Annotated in this window: 17 protein-coding genes and 1 pseudogene; 10 read left to right on the top strand and 8 right to left on the bottom strand. The window is 70.0% G+C overall.

Annotated elements, in window-relative coordinates:
• Positions 1-4: 4 nt before the first annotated feature.
• Positions 5-634: a class I SAM-dependent methyltransferase gene (locus tag QM699_RS07275; RefSeq protein ID WP_415010501.1), complete on the top strand. Its 630-nt coding sequence runs from the start codon at positions 5-7 to the stop codon at positions 632-634.
• Between the two features lie 97 nt (positions 635-731).
• Here QM699_RS07275 and QM699_RS07270 read toward each other — a convergent pair.
• The 3 genes and pseudogenes from QM699_RS07270 to QM699_RS07260 all read right to left on the bottom strand — a co-directional run bounded on the left by QM699_RS07270 (position 732) and on the right by QM699_RS07260 (position 4,629).
• A pseudogene (locus tag QM699_RS07270) lies at positions 732-1,758 on the bottom strand (enoyl-CoA hydratase/isomerase family protein).
• 85 nt (positions 1,759-1,843) lie between these two features.
• Positions 1,844-3,343 (bottom strand): CoA-acylating methylmalonate-semialdehyde dehydrogenase, encoded by a 1,500-nt coding sequence (locus QM699_RS07265; protein WP_415010500.1) that lies wholly within the window; start codon positions 3,341-3,343, stop codon positions 1,844-1,846.
• Between the two features lie 167 nt (positions 3,344-3,510).
• Positions 3,511-4,629 carry an ISAs1 family transposase gene (locus QM699_RS07260; protein WP_415010499.1) on the bottom strand — a complete coding sequence of 373 codons (1,119 nt, stop codon included), beginning with the start codon at positions 4,627-4,629 and terminating at the stop codon, positions 3,511-3,513.
• 210 nt (positions 4,630-4,839) lie between these two features.
• Here QM699_RS07260 and QM699_RS07255 point away from each other — a divergent pair, with 210 nt between their 5' ends.
• The 6 genes from QM699_RS07255 to QM699_RS07230 are packed head-to-tail and all read left to right on the top strand — an operon-like array spanning position 4,840 to position 8,163.
• Positions 4,840-5,136, top strand: coding sequence for a hypothetical protein (locus QM699_RS07255; protein WP_415010498.1), 297 nt, complete (start codon positions 4,840-4,842; stop codon positions 5,134-5,136).
• A gap of 3 nt (positions 5,137-5,139) precedes the next feature.
• Entirely contained in the window at positions 5,140-5,547 is a 408-nt protein-coding gene (locus tag QM699_RS07250) for a hypothetical protein (protein ID WP_415010497.1), read from the top strand.
• Entirely contained in the window at positions 5,544-5,714 is a 171-nt protein-coding gene (locus tag QM699_RS07245) for a hypothetical protein (RefSeq protein ID WP_415010496.1), read from the top strand. The genes QM699_RS07250 and QM699_RS07245 overlap by 4 nt, the downstream gene beginning before the upstream one ends.
• Positions 5,714-7,153, top strand: coding sequence for an APC family permease (locus QM699_RS07240; protein ID WP_415010495.1), 1,440 nt, complete (start codon positions 5,714-5,716; stop codon positions 7,151-7,153). Before QM699_RS07245 ends, QM699_RS07240 begins: the two co-directional genes overlap by 1 nt.
• A gap of 46 nt (positions 7,154-7,199) precedes the next feature.
• The gene (locus QM699_RS07235; protein ID WP_415010494.1) at positions 7,200-7,895 is read left to right on the top strand and encodes a hypothetical protein; all 696 of its coding nucleotides are present in this window, start codon (positions 7,200-7,202) and stop codon (positions 7,893-7,895) included.
• A complete protein-coding gene (locus QM699_RS07230) occupies positions 7,888-8,163 on the top strand; it encodes a hypothetical protein (protein WP_415010493.1) in 276 nt (91 codons plus the stop codon). The genes QM699_RS07235 and QM699_RS07230 overlap by 8 nt, the downstream gene beginning before the upstream one ends.
• Before the next feature lie 3 nt (positions 8,164-8,166).
• On the opposite strand, the gene otsB is transcribed toward QM699_RS07230, so the two are convergent.
• The 3 genes from otsB to QM699_RS07215 all read right to left on the bottom strand — a co-directional run bounded on the left by otsB (position 8,167) and on the right by QM699_RS07215 (position 10,624).
• Positions 8,167-8,904, bottom strand: coding sequence for a trehalose-phosphatase (otsB, locus tag QM699_RS07225; RefSeq protein ID WP_415010492.1), 738 nt, complete (start codon positions 8,902-8,904; stop codon positions 8,167-8,169).
• The gene (locus tag QM699_RS07220; protein WP_415010491.1) at positions 8,901-10,271 is read right to left on the bottom strand and encodes an alpha,alpha-trehalose-phosphate synthase (UDP-forming); all 1,371 of its coding nucleotides are present in this window, start codon (positions 10,269-10,271) and stop codon (positions 8,901-8,903) included. The genes otsB and QM699_RS07220 overlap by 4 nt, the downstream gene beginning before the upstream one ends.
• A 74-nt stretch (positions 10,272-10,345) precedes the next feature.
• Positions 10,346-10,624 (bottom strand): DUF6477 family protein, encoded by a 279-nt coding sequence (locus tag QM699_RS07215; RefSeq protein ID WP_415010490.1) that lies wholly within the window; start codon positions 10,622-10,624, stop codon positions 10,346-10,348.
• A gap of 192 nt (positions 10,625-10,816) precedes the next feature.
• Here QM699_RS07215 and QM699_RS07210 point away from each other — a divergent pair, with 192 nt between their 5' ends.
• Positions 10,817-11,977: a DUF6456 domain-containing protein gene (locus QM699_RS07210; protein WP_415010489.1), complete on the top strand. Its 1,161-nt coding sequence runs from the start codon at positions 10,817-10,819 to the stop codon at positions 11,975-11,977.
• Between the two features lie 61 nt (positions 11,978-12,038).
• Here QM699_RS07210 and tpiA read toward each other — a convergent pair whose 3' ends face one another.
• A complete protein-coding gene (gene tpiA, locus QM699_RS07205; RefSeq protein ID WP_415010488.1) occupies positions 12,039-12,770 on the bottom strand; it encodes a triose-phosphate isomerase in 732 nt (243 codons plus the stop codon).
• A 198-nt stretch (positions 12,771-12,968) separates the two neighbouring features.
• Here tpiA and QM699_RS07200 point away from each other — a divergent pair, with 198 nt between their 5' ends.
• Entirely contained in the window at positions 12,969-14,678 is a 1,710-nt protein-coding gene (locus tag QM699_RS07200; protein WP_415010487.1) for an alpha/beta hydrolase, read from the top strand.
• Positions 14,675-15,547 (top strand): dienelactone hydrolase family protein, encoded by an 873-nt coding sequence (locus tag QM699_RS07195; RefSeq protein WP_415010486.1) that lies wholly within the window; start codon positions 14,675-14,677, stop codon positions 15,545-15,547. Before QM699_RS07200 ends, QM699_RS07195 begins: the two co-directional genes overlap by 4 nt.
• Positions 15,548-15,596: 49 nt before the next feature.
• Here QM699_RS07195 and QM699_RS07190 read toward each other — a convergent pair whose 3' ends face one another.
• Complete coding sequence (locus tag QM699_RS07190; protein ID WP_415010485.1) at positions 15,597-16,610, bottom strand: LGFP repeat-containing protein; 1,014 nt, start codon at positions 16,608-16,610, stop codon at positions 15,597-15,599.
• Positions 16,611-16,774: the final 164 nt, after the last annotated feature.

Genomic DNA, 16,774 nt, shown 5'->3' with positions numbered 1-16,774 from the left:
ACTCATGGAAATCGATGCCGTTCGCAGCTCCTACCGCCGCTGGGCCCCAGTCTACGACGCCACGTTCGGCGCGATCACCGGCGTCGGCCGGCGCCGAGCCGTCGCGCACATCAACCGGCGCACGGGCTCGGTCCTCGAGGTGGGCGTCGGCACCGGACTGTCACTGCCGACCTACCGCTCGCACCTGAAGGTGACGGGGGTCGACTACTCGGCCGAGATGCTGAAGAAGGCCCGCGAGCGGGTCATGGACCAGGGGCTCGACCATGTGGTCGCGCTGCGCGAGATGGACGCCCGCGCGCTCGACTTCCCCGACGGCAGCTTCGACACCGTGGTCGCCATGTATCTGGTTTCGGTGGTTCCCGAGCCCGAGCGGGTGGTGTCGGAGATGGCGCGGGTCTGCCGGCCCGGCGGCGAGGTGATCGTGCTGAACCACTTTGCCCGGGACGAGGGCACGGTCGCGCGGATCGAGCGAGCGCTCGCCCCCTTTGCCGACAAGATCGGCTGGCACTCGGATTTCCCGATGGACCGGGTGATGGGCTGTGGCGCGCTCGAGGTGGTCGAGAAGCGCACGGCGCCGCCCTTCGGCCTGTTCACGCTGCTGCGCTTCTCCAGGCGCGCGCACGCGGACGCCTGATCCGAGCCGGGTGCGCGCCCGTCGGTGCGCGCACCCGGTCGCCGCAGCCTGCGTCGGCCGCACCGAACCCGACGAAACCGATCCTATCCCACTTTCCTCACAGCCCGGGCAGGGTGAGGTCGTCCTCCCCCAGCGGCGCCAGCATCGCGGCCACGTCCTCCGGTCGCACCCGGTCGAGGTCGTCGCGCCACGTCGGGTTGCGGTCCTTGTCGATGACCTGCGCCCGGATGCCCTCCAGCAGGTCGCCCATGTCGGCCGAACGCCAGCTGAAGCGGTACTCCCGCCGCAGCGCCAGCTCGATCCCCGGGCAGCGTCGGGCGGCACGCACCAGCTCGAGCGTCGCGGCCATCGACAGCGGCGAATTGCGCCGCAGGCCCTTCAGCACGTCGTGGCCCCAGTCGCTCGCCTCGAGCCGGGCGACGATGCTGGCGAGATCGGCGCCCTCGAAGGCATCGTCGATCGCCTCGCGCACGGCCGCGAGCGGCGCCGCCGGGGCAGGGTGGGCGGGGATCACCCCCGGGTCGCCGGTGCGCACCAGATCGGCCACCAGATCGGGCCACGCCGCCTCCGGCACGAAGCTGTCGGCAAAGCCCGCGAGAATCGCGTCTCCCGGGCTCATCCGGGCCGAGGTGAGCCCGAGGTATTCGCCGAGCCGGCCGGGCGCGCGCGACAGCAGATGCGTGCCGCCCACGTCGGGGATCAGGCCGATGGTGCACTCCGGCATGGCGACACGCGTCGAACTCGCCGACGATCCGATGGCTGCCGTGCGCCGAAACCCCGACGCCGCCGCCCATGGTGAAGCCGTGCATCAGCGCGACATAGGGCTTGGGATAGCGGGCGATGCGGGCGTTCATGCGGTATTCGTCGGCCCAGAAGCGCCGGGCGCTGGCGAAGTCGCCCGACCGTCCCTCGCGCCACGTCTCGACGATGTCGCCGCCGGCGCAGAACGCCCGCTCGCCCGCGCCGTCGATCAGCACGATATCGACGGCGGGGTCGTTTTCCCAGCCGTCGAGCGCCGCGGCGATGCCGCTGGCCATCGCGTGGTTGATCGCGTTCAGCGCCTGCGGCCGGGTGAGGGTGATCCGCCCCGCGCGCCGCTCGACCCGCACCGAGATGTCTGCCACCGCCGCCTCCCGTCCCGCCTTTCCCGCCATCTTCGCGCGAGGCGGGACGGGGTCAAGGGCGGCGACGCCGGCGCCGGCGCGGCCTTCACTCCATCGTCGGGATGGAGAACGCGGCCCCTTCCTTGATCCCCGACGGCCAGCGCGCGGTGACGGTCTTCGTCCGGGTGTAGAAGCGGAAGGCGTCCGGGCCGTGCTGGTTCAGGTCGCCGAAGCCCGACTTCTTCCAGCCGCCGAACGTGTGATAGGCGAGCGGCACCGGGATCGGCACGTTCACCCCGACCATGCCGACGTTGATCCGGCTGGCGAAATCGCGCGCCGTGTCGCCGTCGCGGGTGAAGATCGCCGTGCCGTTGCCGTAGGGGTTGCTCATGGTCAGCTCGATCGCCTCGTCGTAGGTCTGCGCCCGCACGGTCGAGAGCACCGGCCCGAAAATCTCCTCGCGGTAGATGTCCATGTCCGGCGTCACCCGGTCGAACAGGCAGGCGCCGACGAAGAATCCGTTCTCGTAGCCCTGCATCCGAAAGCCGCGGCCGTCGACCTTGAGCTCCGCTCCGGCCCGCACGCCTGATTCCACGAGGTCGAGGATGCGCTTCTGCGCCGCCCGCGTCACGACGGGGCCGAAGTCGACGTCGTTGCCGGCGGTATAGGGCCCGATCTTCAGGCTCTCGACCTTGGGAATCAGCTTCGCCACCAGCCGGTCGGCCGTCGCCTCGCCGACCGGCACCGCGACAGAGATCGCCATGCACCGCTCGCCGGCCGCGCCGTAGCCCGCCCCGATCAGCGCATCCGCCGCCTGGTCCATGTCGGCGTCGGGCATGATGATCATGTGGTTCTTCGCGCCGCCGAAGCACTGCACCCGCTTTCCCGCGGCGCAGCCCTTGGCGTAGATGTATTCCGCGATCGGCGTCGAGCCGACGAAGCCGACCGCCATGATCTCCGGGTGGTTCAGGATGGCGTCGACCGCCTCCTTGTCGCCGTTCAGCACCTGAAGCACGCCGTCGGGGAGCCCCGCCTCCTGCATCAGCTCGGCGAGCATGAGGGGGACCGAGGGGGCGCGCTCGGAGGGCTTCAGGATGAAGGCGTTGCCGCAGGCGAGCGCCGGGCACATCTTCCACATCGGAATCATCGCCGGAAAGTTGAACGGCGTGATCCCGGCCACGACGCCGAGCGGCTGGCGCATGGAGAACATGTCGATGCCCGGGCCGGCGGAGTCGGTGTATTCGCCCTTCAGGAGATGGGGCGCGCCGATGCAGAACTCGGCCACCTCAAGCCCGCGCTGCACATCGCCCTTCGCGTCCGGCAGGGTCTTGCCGTGCTCGCGCGAGAGGGCTTCGGCCAGCTTGTCCATGTTGGCGTTGAGCAGCTCGACGAAGCGCATCATCACCCGCGCCCGGCGCTGCGGGTTGGTCGCTCCCCACCGCACCTGCGCGGCGGCGGCGCCCGCCACCGCGGCGTCGAGTTCGCTCGTCGAGGCGAGGGCGACGCGCGCCTGAACCTCGCCGGTGGCGGGGTTGTAGACATCGCCGAAGCGGCCCGAGGTGCCGTCGATCCGCCGGCCGTCGATGAAATGCCCGATCTCGCGCATGACTTTGCTTCCCCCGTTTCGACTGCTGTTGCGCGGAGGCTAGCGCCAAATTCCGGCATGTGCAGCGGGAAACGCGCGAGCGTGCTGCCACGGCGGAATCGGCGCAAGTTCGCCGGCGCGAAACCCCGCTGCCGGTGCGCGGGCGACGCAGGGGGATCGCTCGAAGGTCATTGGGGGGAGGGCTTGAGGGCGGCGAGTAGGTATTGGTCGTCCCATCCGAGGGTCTTTCGTCGGACCTTGAGGCTGGCCTTGTCGGGTATCTCCTTGACGATGTTGAGAGCGGCGTGGCGGATGGTGGCCATGTTGGCGGGCCCGCTGCCGGTCCTGAGCCGCATGAGGTCGTCGTGGAAGACGACGTCCATCACCCAGTGGAGCCGGTTCTCGATGCCCCAATGGGCGCGGACGGCGGCGGCGAAGGCCGGGGCGGTGAGGGGGGCGGAGGAAAGATAGTAGCGGCGGGCGAGGCTGGTTCTGGCATCGCGCTCGACCTCGGCCTCGACCATGCCGATCATGGCGAGGTCCGGGAAGCGCCACTCGCCGGGGAAGCGCCGGTCGGAGGCGAGCCAGCCAACGTCGTGGCTGACGAAGGCGCGGCGGACCTCGATGCGACCATGGTCGCCGTCGGTGGTCTCGTGGCTGGCGAGGCTGTCGGCGGGCGCAGTGTCGAAGTAGCGCCGCACCTCCTCGGCAAGTGCCGGCCAGTTGTCCTTGAGCGCGAGGAGGTAGTCGGCGCCCTTGCCGCGGATTGCCCTGGCGATCTCGGTCTGGCAGCCCATGGCGTCGATGGTGACGAGGGCCCCATCGAGCTCGAGCCGCGCGAGGAGCTGAGGGATCGCATTGATCTCGTTCGACTTCTCCGACACGGCCTCCTGCCCGAGCACCAGCCGCTGCCGGCTCGCCCAGGCCGAGACGAGGTGCAGGGGATCGCTCCCCTTCGCGCGGCTCCGCCGCGAGGTCTTGCCGTCGATCGCCACGATGTCGGGTGCCTGCTCGCGCAGGCTCTCCACCCAAGCCGTGAAGCACTCGGCGAAGAGCGGCGCCGGCAGCGCGTTCATCACGTCGTTCAGGGTGTCATGCGAGGCGATGCCCCGCTCGTACGGCAACAGCCGGCGCAGGAAGTCGAGCTTCCTCTGGCCCCAGCGCGCCACTTCGACGAAGTCCTCCGCCCCGCCGAGCGTCGCGCAGAGCACGACGAGCAGGATCTCGGGCAACGGGTAGACCACCTTCCAAGCCTGCCGCGGGTCCTCCAGTGCAGAAAAATGGTCGATAAACGCCTTGCCCGACATGGATTGCCCCGCTGCTTCGAGGCCCCCCAATGAATCACAGCAAATCCCGGACCGGAATCCCCCTCCCGTTCAAGCGATCCCCCTGGCGGGCGACGCCGGCGTGCTTGACAGTCACACCTTCGCGATGTTTCCTGTCAGCAATCAAATTTGCCGGACAGTAAAACAAGGGGATCGGCCACCCCACCGGCAGCTGGCTCAGGGAGATGTCGAATGCCCGATCTTCAGGAACGCATTGGGGCCATGCACAGACGCGACATGTCGGTCGCCTGGGCATTCGTGATCGGCCTCTGGTTTGCGATCATCTTCGTGGCGGCCGCCACATGGCACCTCGCGCCGAATCCGGCGGCGCGCACGCTGCTGCTCTGCGCCGGGGCGGTGATCCTCGTGTTCAACACCGCGGCGATCTTCGCCATGCTGCGCCACTACCGCGAGGACCGTGACTTCATGTACGGGCTCGACATCCGGTTCCTCGACGACAGCCGCGCCGCCAAGCGCGGGCGGGGGTGAGCGATGGCCCGTTACGTTCCCCCGAAGCAGGGCAAGGCCAGCCAGCTCTTCGACGTGATCGTGCTGCTCGCCATGACCTTCGGCGCGCTCTACGCCCCGCTCTACATGGGCCTCGCCGGCGGCTCGAAGACCGTGCCCGAGATCGTGGATCCGACCTGGGAGTCCCTCGGCCAGAACGCGACGCAGGTGGCGCAGTATCAGGCGCTGGGGCTCGACCCGGCGACGGCCGCGCCGATCATCCTCGCGCGGTATGACTACAGCTTCTCGTGGCTGGCGCTGGCCGTGATGTTCGTGGTGGTCATCGGCTACTACGTGATGATGCTGCGCTTCTCCGACAGGGAGTATCGCGAGGTGATCGCCGAGAAGTTCGGCGAGGGCCCCGGCGAACGGGCAGGGAGGGCGCGGCGGTGAGCTTCTGGCCGTTCCTCGAATACGCCGCCTGGGCGCTCTCCGCGGTCTTCGGGCTCTATATCGTCATCGACTGGCTGCGCACTGATGCGCGCTATCCCGAGGAGGTTCTCACCTCCTCGCGCGAGGGCGAGCTCGAGGCGCTGACCGAAGACCACCGGGTGCACTGATGGCAGACATCGACATCACCTCGCAGACCATGGACGGCATGGGCCCGCACGGCACCAAGGTCGGCCTGCTGCGCGTCCTCGGGCCGGCGCACGTCTGGGCGCTCGGCGTCGGCATCGTGCTCGTCGGCGAATACATGGGCTGGAACTTCGCGGTGGGGAAGGGCGGCGCCTATGCCGCGCTGCTCGCCTGCTGGTTCGCGGGCATCCTCTATACCTGCGTCGCCATGATCGACTCCGAGGTCACGTCCACCGTGGCGGCGGCCGGCGGGCAGTACACCCAGGCAAAGCACATCATCGGGCCGCTGATGGCGTTCAACGTCGGGCTCTACCTCGTCTTCGCCTACACCATGCTGGAGGCGGCGAACGCGATCACGGCGGGCTATCTCGTGTCCGAGGTGGCGCGGCTCACCGGCTACGCCGCGGAGCTCGACCAGCGGCCGTTCATCGTGCTCGTCATCCTGTTCCTCGCCTGGCTGAACTATCGCGGCGTGCTGGCGACGCTGACCTTCAACCTCGTCATCACCGCCATCGCCTTCGTGGCGATCCTCGTGCTGTTCCTTGCCACCTCCGGCATCATCGGCACGGGCGAGATGCACCATGCCGAGCTGATGGCGGGGCAGGCGGCGCTGCCCTATGGCTGGATCGGGGTGCTCGCCTCGGTGCATTTCGGTCTCTGGTTCTATCTCGGGATCGAGGGCACGACGCAGGCGGCCGAGGAGGTGCGCTCACCCGCCCGCGCGCTGCCCTTCGGCACGCTCGCCGGGATCATGACGCTGCTGATCGCCGCGACGCTCACCTGGTACATCTGTGTCGGGCTGATCCCGTGGGAATATCTCGGCGACGGGGTGAACGGCTCGGTGGCGCCGCTCTTCGACGCGGCGCGGCTCTCGGGACACCAGCCGCTCGTCTGGCTGCTCGGCATCGGCACGCTGTTCGCGACGCTCGCCTCCGCGAACGGCTGCATCAACGACGCATCGCGCGCGTGGTTCGCGATGGGGCGCGACAAGTACCTGCCCGGCTGGTTCGGGGCGGTGCATCCGCGCTTCCGCACACCGTATCGCTCGATCGTGTTCCTCGTGCCGATCGCGCTCGCCTTCGCGCTGAAGGCGCCGCTCGATCAGGTGGTGACCTTCTCGATCCTGTCGGGGCTGCTGGAATACACCTTCATGCCGCTCAACGTCATTCTGTTCCGGCGCAAGTGGCCGATGGGCTCGATCAAGCGCGGCTACGAGCACCCGTTCCATCCGGTGCCGGCGATCGCGTTGCTCTGCCTCTGCGCGGTGGCGTTCTTCGCGGTGTTCCTCGGGTACGGCACGCAGCTCGTGGCAATGATCGTCTTCTACATCGTCGCGTCGCTCTGGTTCCATTTCCGGCGCTACCGCTATGTCAGTCGGGCGGCGCAGTTCACCATGCCCTGGCCAAAGCCGCAGGGGTATTGACCGGAGACCGGCCCGCACGCGTGGGCCGGTCCGCCACGAGGTGACGATGATCCGCTGGCTGCTCCTTCTCGTGCTCGTCGGCCTCGGCATCGCCCTGGCCGTCCTGCTGCGCCGGCTCTGGCGCGAGGCGCGCGCGCTGCGCCGCGGGCGGGCGGCGTGTCTCGACACCGCGCTGCCGCTGCTCGCGGCGCCGCGCGTCGTGCTCGACCCCGCAGGCTTCCCGCGGATCGCGGGCCGCGTCGGAGGGCGGCGGATCGAGGTGCGGGCCATGCCGGACGCGCTGACCTTCCGCAAGCTGCCGGCGCTCTGGCTGCTTGCCACCCTGACCGAGCCGCAGCCGCTTCGGGGCGAATGCCGGATCGTCGTGCGGCCGTCGGGGTTCGAGCCGTTCAGCACGTTCGCCGCGCTGCCCGCCGAGGCGGCGCTGCCCGCGGGCTTTCCGGCCGAGGCCGTGCTCCGTGCGGAAGATCCGGGCCTGCTGCCGCCCGCCAGCTTTCTCGCGGGGCTCGCGCCGCTCTTCGCCGATGTCCGGCTGAAGGAGGTGGTGCTGTCACCCAACGGGATCCGGCTGGTCCGGCTGGTCGATGAAGCCCCGCGCGGGCGATACCTTCTGTTCCGTGAGGCCGACCTGGGGCGGGCGCCGGTGCCGGAGGCGGCGCTGCGCGCGAGCCTCGGCACGCTGCTCGCGCTTGCGCGGCAGCTTGCGGAGGCGAGCGAGCCTCCGGTGGCGCGCCGTGCCTGAGCTGCGCCGTCCGCCGCATCCCTGGCTGGTGCTGCTGGTGGCGATCGTGCTGCCGGGCTGCGGGCAGGTGATGAACCGGCAGCCGCAGCGCGGGCTGGTCTTCGTCTTCTTCATCCTGCTGCTCGGCACGCTGACGCTGCTCACCGCCGATCCGTCGGTTTCGGTGGTGGGAAAGCTCGCCGGCGGGGTCTTTGTCTACGCCATGGCGATCCTCGACGCCTATCGCACGGCGCGGCTGCGCCGGGAGATCTGGAGGCGGGAGATCTGACGTTCAGCCGTGAGGCGATCCGGCCCGGGCCAGCCACGCCCGCACGCTGGCGGGCGAGGGGGTGCGCAGGCGGGCGGCGCTCGGGCCAGGGCCGACCTTGATGCCGACGCCGCCAAGGTCCTGCGCCGCGGCGATGGCGTCCTCGTCGGTGGTGTCGTCGCCGAGCATGACCGGCCGGCGCCCGGCGAAGGGCGCCGCCTGCATCAGGCGGCGCAGCGCGGTGCCCTTGTGGGCGGTCACGGGCTTGACCTCGACCACCATCTTGCCCGCCTGCGCCACGAGGTCCGGTGCGAGACGGGCCGCCTCGTTCGCGGCGGCGAGACAGGCGGCCTCGGCATCCGGCGCGGCGCGGTAGTGCAGCGCCGCGACGGGGCCCTTCAGCTCCAGCCGCACGCCCGGCATCGCCACCATGGCGTGGAGCGGCGCGAGCACGGCCGCTGCGAGCGCCGGTGGTGGCGGCGGCACCGGCGCGCCGGGCGGCAGGGTCTCGAGCCCGTGTCCACCGAGGCGCCAGACCTGGGCGGGGGTGCGCCGGGCCAGATCGCGGATGTCGCGCCCGCTCAGCAGCGCCAGCGCGCCGCCGAGCCGGGCGGCGAGGCGGACCAGCGCCTCCGCCGCACCGGGGGGCAGCGCGATGGCGTCGGGATCGGGGCCAAGCTCGGCGAGCGTGCCGTCGAAGTCGAGAAACAGCGCATCGCCGGCGTCGAGCCGGAAGGCGTCGAGATCGTCCGGCTGGCTCACGGCTCGACAAGCGCGGCGAGGAACGCCTTGCGCCACCAGCCGATATCCTGCTCCCGGACGTTGGCGACGAGGCTCTGCCAGCGCTCGCGCCGTTCCTCGACCGGCATCGAGAGGGCACGCACGATCGCATCGGCGGTGCCGGCGATATCGTGCGGATTGACCAGAATCGCCGCCTGCAACTGCTCCGCGGCGCCGGCGAATTCCGACAGGACCAGCGCGCCCGGATCGTCCGGCTGCTGCGCCGCGACGAACTCCTTGGCGACGAGGTTCATCCCGTCCATCAGCGGCGTCACCAATCCGACGCGGGCCAGCCGGTAGAGGCCGGCAAGGCTGCCCCGGCCATAGCTCCGCGCGAGGTAGCGGATCGGCATCCAGTCGAGATCGGCATAGTCGGCATTGATCCGCCCGGCGAGACGGTCGAGCTGTTCGCGCAACTGCTGGTAGGCATCGACCGCCTCGCGGGAGGGTGGCGCGATCTGCACGAAGCTCACCCGGCCGCGCAGCTCCTCGTGGTCGTCGAGGACGCGGCCGAATGCCTCCATGCGCTGCGGCAGGCCCTTGGAATAGTCCATGCGATCGACGCCGATCACCAGCGCCCGGTTCTCGGTGATCCGGCCGAGGCGGTCGGCGGCTGCGCGACCGTCCTCGCTGTCCGGCAGGCTTGCGAATTCGTCCGGGTCGATGCCGATCGAGAAGGTCTCGATGCGCACGGTGCGGTCGAAGACGCGCAGCGTCCGGTGATCCTGCTCGACCGCGCCGGCCGTCTCGATCAGGTAGCGGCGGAAGTTCGCGGTGTCGCGGTGGGTCTGAAACCCCACGAGATCGTAGGCGCAGAGCCCCCGCGCGAGGCGCTGGTGTTGTGGCAGCGCCGAGAAGATCTCCGGGGCGGGAAACGGGATGTGCAGGAAGAACCCCATGCGGCCATCCCAGCCGGAGGCGCGCATTTCCTGGCCCATGAGCAGGAAGTGGTAGTCGTGGATCCAGACCGCGTCCTCGGGGCGGGTGAACTGTGCCAGCAGCCGGGCAAAGCGGCGGTTGACGTGCTCGTAGGCGGCGAAGTCGGCCTCGTCGAAATGCGCGAGGTCGACGCGGTAATGGAAGACCGGCCAGAGCGCCCGGTTGGAATAGCCGAGATAGTAGCCGTCATGCTCGTCCTGCGTCAGGTCGGCAACGGCATAGTCGACGGCGCCCTCGGCAAACAGGCGCACGCCACGGGTCTCGCGCTCGACCACCTCGCCCGACCAGCCGAACCAGACGCCGCCGCCGCGTTCGGCGAGGGCATCGGCCAGCGCGACCGCAAGGCCACCGGGTTTCGGGGCGCCCGGCAGGGCGATGCGGTTCGAGGCGATGATGAGGCGTCCGGTCACGGGGAATGCTGACCAGACCGGGGCGGCAATGACAACCCGTGAACCACCCTGGGGCGGTGTCGGGGCGGGAACGCTCAGGCCGGGACGGTCATCGCCTCGGCGAGGAGCGCGGTCAGGACGGCGACATGGCGCTGCAGGCTGTAGGTGGCTTCGCCGGTGGTGCGGATCGTCTCGAGGCGCAGCTCCTCGGCGATCAGCGTGTCGAGGGCGCGGGCCGCCGCGGCGGCCTTGGGCAGGCGCAGGATGCGCTTCAGGTCGCGGTCGCGGCGGTAGTCCGAGAGCCCGCAGCGCGCGGCGCGCACCAGGATGCGCGGACGGCGGAGGGCGGCGAGCACGGTGGCGAAGTCGGTCATCATTGTCCCTGTCAGGCTGTCGTTGAAGTGCCTGCATCGTGGGTCGGGAAAACCGGGTGTTGCACAACCAGTACGTGTAGCGCGCGGTCAATTGTTTCGGAAAAGTGAATCATTTCCGCTGGGTAAGGTTGTGTTCATGAATCAACTTTAAGGAGAGTTTTGCGAAAACTATCGTGAAAGGAGCGGTCTCGCGTGCTCCCGTCTTCCCAAGACGATCCATGCTTCCCGCCCTCGACCGAGGGCTCCGGCACGATCCCAGCCTGGGTTCCCGAGGCTGCCGCTGTCTATCTCGCCCACGTCTCGCAAGGTCTCGCGCTGCGCGAGCTTGCCCGCGCCCGGGGCTGCCACGCCTCCACGGTGCTGCGGCAGGTGCGACGGGTCGAGGCGCTGCGCGACGACCCGCTCGTCGACGAGGCGCTCGACCGGGTGGCGAAGACCCTGGCCGCGGCCCCGGCGCCCGCGGCGGATATCAAGGAGGTGCTCATGGCCAAACCCGTTCGCGCGACCGACGATCGCTCCGACCCGCGCATCGAGCGCGAGGCGCGGCGCATCCTGCGCCGGCTCTGCGAGAAGGGTGCCTTCCTCGCCGTGGCGCCGACGATGGAAAAGGCGGTGGTCCTGCGCGAGGTGGTGCCGGGGCGGACCAATCGCATCGCGGTGGTCGATCGCGAGGTGGCGCACGCCTTCGCCCTGCAGGAGTGGATCGCCTGCGACAAGGCGGGCAAGATCGCCTGCTACTCCATCACGGCGGTCGGCCGGGCGGCGCTGAAGCGGCTCCTGACCGACGAGCGCCACGGGCGGCCGGCGCCGGAAGGCTTTGCCGAGGCGCAGACGCCGTTCCAGGCGCAGCACCGCTTCTTTGCCGAGCGCACCGTGCCGGCCGACGACGGCTCGGGTGAGCGCCGGCTGCGTTTCAACCTCGCCGAGAGCCCGTTGTCGGTGCTGGGCCGCAAGCGCGACAAGGGCGGTTCGGCCTACCTGTCCGCCGATCTGATCGAGGCGGGGGAGCGGCTGCGCGAGGATTTCGAGCTGGCGCAGATGGGCCCGCGGGTGACGCAGAACTGGGAAAAGTTCCTGACCGCCGGCTCCGACCGCGGCGTGTCGGCCCTGTGCGGGCCGGGCGAGGGCCCCGCCGATGCGCGGGCGCGCGTCGCGAAGGCCATGGAGGCGCTGGGGCCGGGGCTGTCGGACATCGTGTTCCGCATCTGCTGCTTCCTCGAAGGGCTCGAGACGGCGGAAAAGCGGCTCGGCTGGTCGGCGCGCTCCGGCAAGGTGGTGCTCAAGATCGCGCTGGAGCGGCTGGCCGCGCACTACGGCATTTCGCTGATGGAGACGCGGCGCCGCGCCGGCTGACCTCCCCCAGCGACGGAATTATCGAAGGGTGCCGGCTGGTTGGCCGGCGCCCTTCGCGTATTCAGGCAGCGGCGATGATGCCGCCGAAGTCCTTCGCGGTCAGCGAGGCACCGCCGACGAGCGCACCGTCGACGTTCCCGACGGTGAAGATCTCCGCCGCGTTCCCCGGCTTCACCGACCCGCCGTAGAGCAGCCGGATACCGGCGCCGACCTCCTGCCCGAAGCGGTCGACCAGCGCGGCCCGGAGAAAGTCGTGGACCTGCGCGATCTCGGCGATCGACGGGGTTCGGCCGGTTCCGATCGCCCAGACCGGCTCGTAGGCGATGGCGAGCGTCGCGGCCGTCGCGCCGTCCGGCACCGAGGCGGCGAGCTGCCGGCCAACGACATCGAGCGTCTCGCCCGCATCGCGCTGCGCTTCCGTCTCGCCGACGCAGACGATGGCGAGCAGACCCGCGCGCCATGCCGCATGGGTCTTCTTCGACACGGTGATGTCGGTCTCGCCATGGTCGGCGCGCCGCTCGGAGTGGCCGAGAATCACCGCGGTCGCACCGGCGTCTGCCAGCATCTCGGCGGCGATGTCGCCCGTGTGTGCGCCCGAGACCGCCCAGTGACAATCCTGCCCGCCGATCGGAACGGCGCCGCCGGCAAGGCGGGCGACCAGGGTCGCGGGCGGGCAGATCAGGATATCGCAGGCGGGAGCCGGCTGGGCCGCCACCAGTTCGTCGAGCATCGCAACCGCGGCGGCGAGACCGTTCATCTTCCAGTTTCCGGCGACGAGCTTGCGGTTCGGCATTTGGCATCCCTCCCTATGGCGCACGGGCTCACCCGCTAGCAGAGGTGTCGCGGGGAGAGAAGGCCGACTTGCGGCCGCCCCGGCGTGGGCCGGCATCCGGGCGCAGGTGCGGCCGACGGTGACGTTTCCGCGGGTTCCGTGGCGCGATGCCGCCTGCTAAGAGGACCGACGACGCAGGCAGCGAGAGGGTGCAAGGCAGTGAGTGAAACGGGATCGGACGCCGCGGCGCGGGGCCGCGCCGCCGGCGCTCTGGAGCGCGTCGGGGCGCTGTGGAAATCGTTCTCCGGCATCGGGCTGGTCATCGGCGCCATCCTGTTCGCCTTCTCTCTGACCCCATCGCTCATCCCACGCGCGCCGGTGCTGCAGGGCGCGCTCGGCGGCCTGAGCTTTGCCGTCGGCTACGGGATCGGCAATCTCGCCGGTGGCATCTGGTGCTGGATGCACCTGCCGGTGCCCCCCGAACGGATCCGCCGGCCGGCCACCTGGGCAGGCGCGGCGATCGCCGTGGTGGTGGTGCTGGTCTACCTCTGGCGGTCGACGCTGTGGCAGAACTCGATCCGCTCGCTCATGGGCATGCCGCCGGTTCAATCGAGCGGGCCGTTCCAGATCGCGGGTGTGGCGATCGTCGTCTTTCTGATCTGCGTGCTGCTCTCGCGGCTGTTCCTGCTGCTCATCCGCCTGGTCGAGCGCCGGGCGGCGCGGCACATGTCGCTGCGCGCCGCGCGCGGCCTCGGGCTGATCGGCGCGGCGCTGGTCTTCTTCCTCGTCGCCGACGGCGTGCTGGTGCGCGGCTTCCTCAACATGGCCGACGCCTCGTTCCGCGCGTTCGATGCGCTGATTGAGCCCGACGTGGCCCAGCCGGCGGACCCGGCCAAGACCGGCAGCCCGGCGTCGCTGGTCGGATGGGAGGGGATCGGCCGGGCCGGGCGCGACTTCATCGCCTCGGGCCCGACCGCTGCCGAGATCACCGCGGAAACCGGCGCGCCAGCCAAGGAGCCGATCCGGGTCTATGTCGGCCTCAACTCAGCCGAGGGGGCGGACGCCCGCGCCGAGCTGGCGCTTCAGGAGCTGATCCGGGTCGGGGCGTTCGACCGTTCCGTCCTCGTGGTGGTGACGCCGACCGGCACGGGCTGGATGGATCCGGCGGCGATGGACACGCTCGAATATCTCCACAACGGCGACACGGCCATCGTCGGCCAGCAGTATTCCTATCTGACCAGCTGGATCTCGCTGCTCGTGGAGCCGGGCAACAGCGCCGAGGCGGGCAGGGCGCTGTTCCGCGCGGTCTACCAGCACTGGACGCATCTGCCGAAGGACCACCGGCCGAAGCTCTACCTTCAGGGCCTGAGCCTCGGGGCCTATGGCTCGGACCAGTCGTTCCGGCTCCATGAGGTGCTGGCCGATCCGTTCAACGGCGCGGTGTGGAGCGGCCCGCCGTTCTCGACGCCCGGGTGGTGGTCGGCCACGCGCGAGCGCGAGCCCGGCTCGCCGGAGTGGCTGCCGCGCTTCGGCGACGGCTCGGTCATCCGCTTCACCAACCAGGAGGATCACACCCAGATCCCCGGGGCGACGTGGGGCCCGCTGCGCATGGTCTACCTGCAGTACGCCAGCGATCCGATCACCTTCTTCGACCCGAGTTCGATCTGGCGGCGGCCGGACTGGATGAAGGCGCCGGTCGGGCCGGACGTCTCGCCCTACCTGAGCTGGTATCCGGTGGTGACGTTCCTGCAACTCACCCTCGACATGGCGATCGCGCTGGCCGTGCCGATCGGCCACGGGCACTACTTCGCGCCGGAGCACTACATCGACGCGTGGGTGGCCGTGACGGACCCGGCCGGCGTGACCCCGGACAAGGTGGCGCAGCTCAAGGCGTACTTTGCCGGCAAGCGGGAGGAGCCGAAGGGGTGAGGCACCGCCGGCTGGCGCGCTGGCTCGGCCTCGGCGCCGTGCTGGCGGCGCTGGCCGTCGGCGGGAACGTCGTCGGCCACTATACCGGCCTCGTTGTCCGGCAGAGCACGCCGGCCGAGCTTTCGGCGGTGCTCTCGCCCTGGTATCGCGTGGCAAAGCCGGAGGGGCCGGGGCCGTTTCCGACCGCGCTCCTCTATTCCGGCTGCGACGGCCCGCGGGACAGCATGGACCGCTGGAGCGCGGCGCTGGTCTCCCACGGCTGGGCCAGCATCATCGTGGACAGCCATACGCCGCGCGGCCTCGACGACCTCGAACGCTGGCGGCTGGTCTGCGCCGGGCAGGTCCTGATGGGCTCGGAGCGCGCCGGGGACGTGCTGGTCTCGCTGGCCGACGCGCGACGGATGGATTTCGTCGACCCGACGCGGCTGGTGCTGCTCGGCGCGTCGCACGGCGGCTGGGCCATCATGGATCTGCTGGCGCTCGACCCGCCGGCGGCGCTGCCCTTCAACCTCTCCGCGGCGCCCGATTCGGGCGACCCGCTGCGCGGGCTCGCCGGGGTCGTGCTGCTCTATCCCTACTGCGGCGAGGCGAGCCGGGCGAACCCGGACGGCTGGCGCCGCCCGGTGCCGACCCTGCTGGTGATGGCTGGCGAGGACAGCATCGTCGACCCCGCCGACTGCGCCGCCATCGCCGCGCGCATGGCCGCGCGCGGATCGCCGATCGAAAGCCTGACCCTCGCCGGTGCCGACCACGGCTTCGACCAGCAGGACAAGGCCGCGCTCAGCACGCTCGAGTTCGACCCGAAGGCGACGGCCGCCGCCATCGACGCCGCGTTCGCCTTCCTCGATGCCCTGCCCCCTGCACGGTGATGCGCGGGGGAAGGCGGGGACCAGGGCGATCCCCGCCTTGTCGCAGCGATCAGGCCGGGAAGTTGCTGGCCGTCAGCTTGATGACGGCAAAGTCGCCGCCCTCGTCGGTGTTTCGGATCGTGTATTCCTTCGAGATGAAGCCATCCCGCGGGATCAGGAAGTCGACATCGAGCGTGCCGTCGAGGTCGTCGGTTTCCTCGCTCGTCCCCTCGTAGAGCTTGGCGGTGCCGGTCGCCTTGGTGTCGCCGCTGGCGCGCGCCTGAACGCTGATCGGCAATTCCACCCGCATCTCGCCGCCGGCCTTCACCACCATGTTGATGATTTCCTGCGGATTCTCGCTGGTGACGAGCACCTCGCCGGATTTGTCGCCCGAGTTGTGCTCGTCGGATCCGAACGTCTCGTCGTCGGTCAGCTCCATGTGGGCGTTGACGGTGACGCGACGGCGCACCTCCGGCGTGCCGTCGCCGCCGAGACCCTGCGGCTGCAGGCCGCCGCCCGGGCCGGGAACGAAGCTCGTCGCCGCAACCGCGGCGCCGGAGCGGGGCGACCAGCCGATCTGGCCGGCCTGAAAGTCGCTGACGCGGGTTCCGCCGGGGCCGTCGTGCTCGTCGGACACAGGGTAGCCGAGGAAGGAGCGTTCCCAGCCGAGCGCAGCATACTTGAGGCGGATGTCGCCGTGGATCTCCCGCGCGCCGGTCGCGGGCGTCCAGTAGATCGAGCCGCCCTCGAAGTGATTGTACCGGCCGACGCCGTCGGGCGTTCCGCTCTCGTCGGTCAACGGAAAGCCGAGGAAGCCCTGCTCCCAGCCGAGGCTTGCCCACTTGGCATAGATCGCCCCGTGGACCTCGAACGTACCGCCCGGGCCGGTGTAGATCGAGCCGTTCTGGAAGTGCTGGTACGCACCGCGGTTGTTCGGCGTGCGTGCGGCTGGCGCGATCGCATCGCCGAGCCAGGGCAGAGTGGCGCGCCTTGCGTCGATCTCCGCCGCACCGGCCACGCGAAACGAGCGAAGCGCGGGGTTCTCGCTGATCGAAAGCTTTCGTGTAAGGGTGCCTACAGGCATAAGACTATCCTCTGAGAAAAAGAAGAGTTCTCGATCAAAAATCGAACTCTATTGAGGTGATTAATGATCGCACGAAATATGCGATCCAGAATCTGCTAAAAATCGACAGGATCTGTGATTTGCGCAGGTAGCGCGGAATAATCACAATGCGCCAAGCAGTATCA

It is taken from the genome of Amaricoccus sp. (genome assembly GCF_047602525.1).
GTDB lineage: Bacteria > Pseudomonadota > Alphaproteobacteria > Rhodobacterales > Rhodobacteraceae > Amaricoccus.
This window is presented reverse-complemented; position numbering and strand designations above follow the sequence as displayed.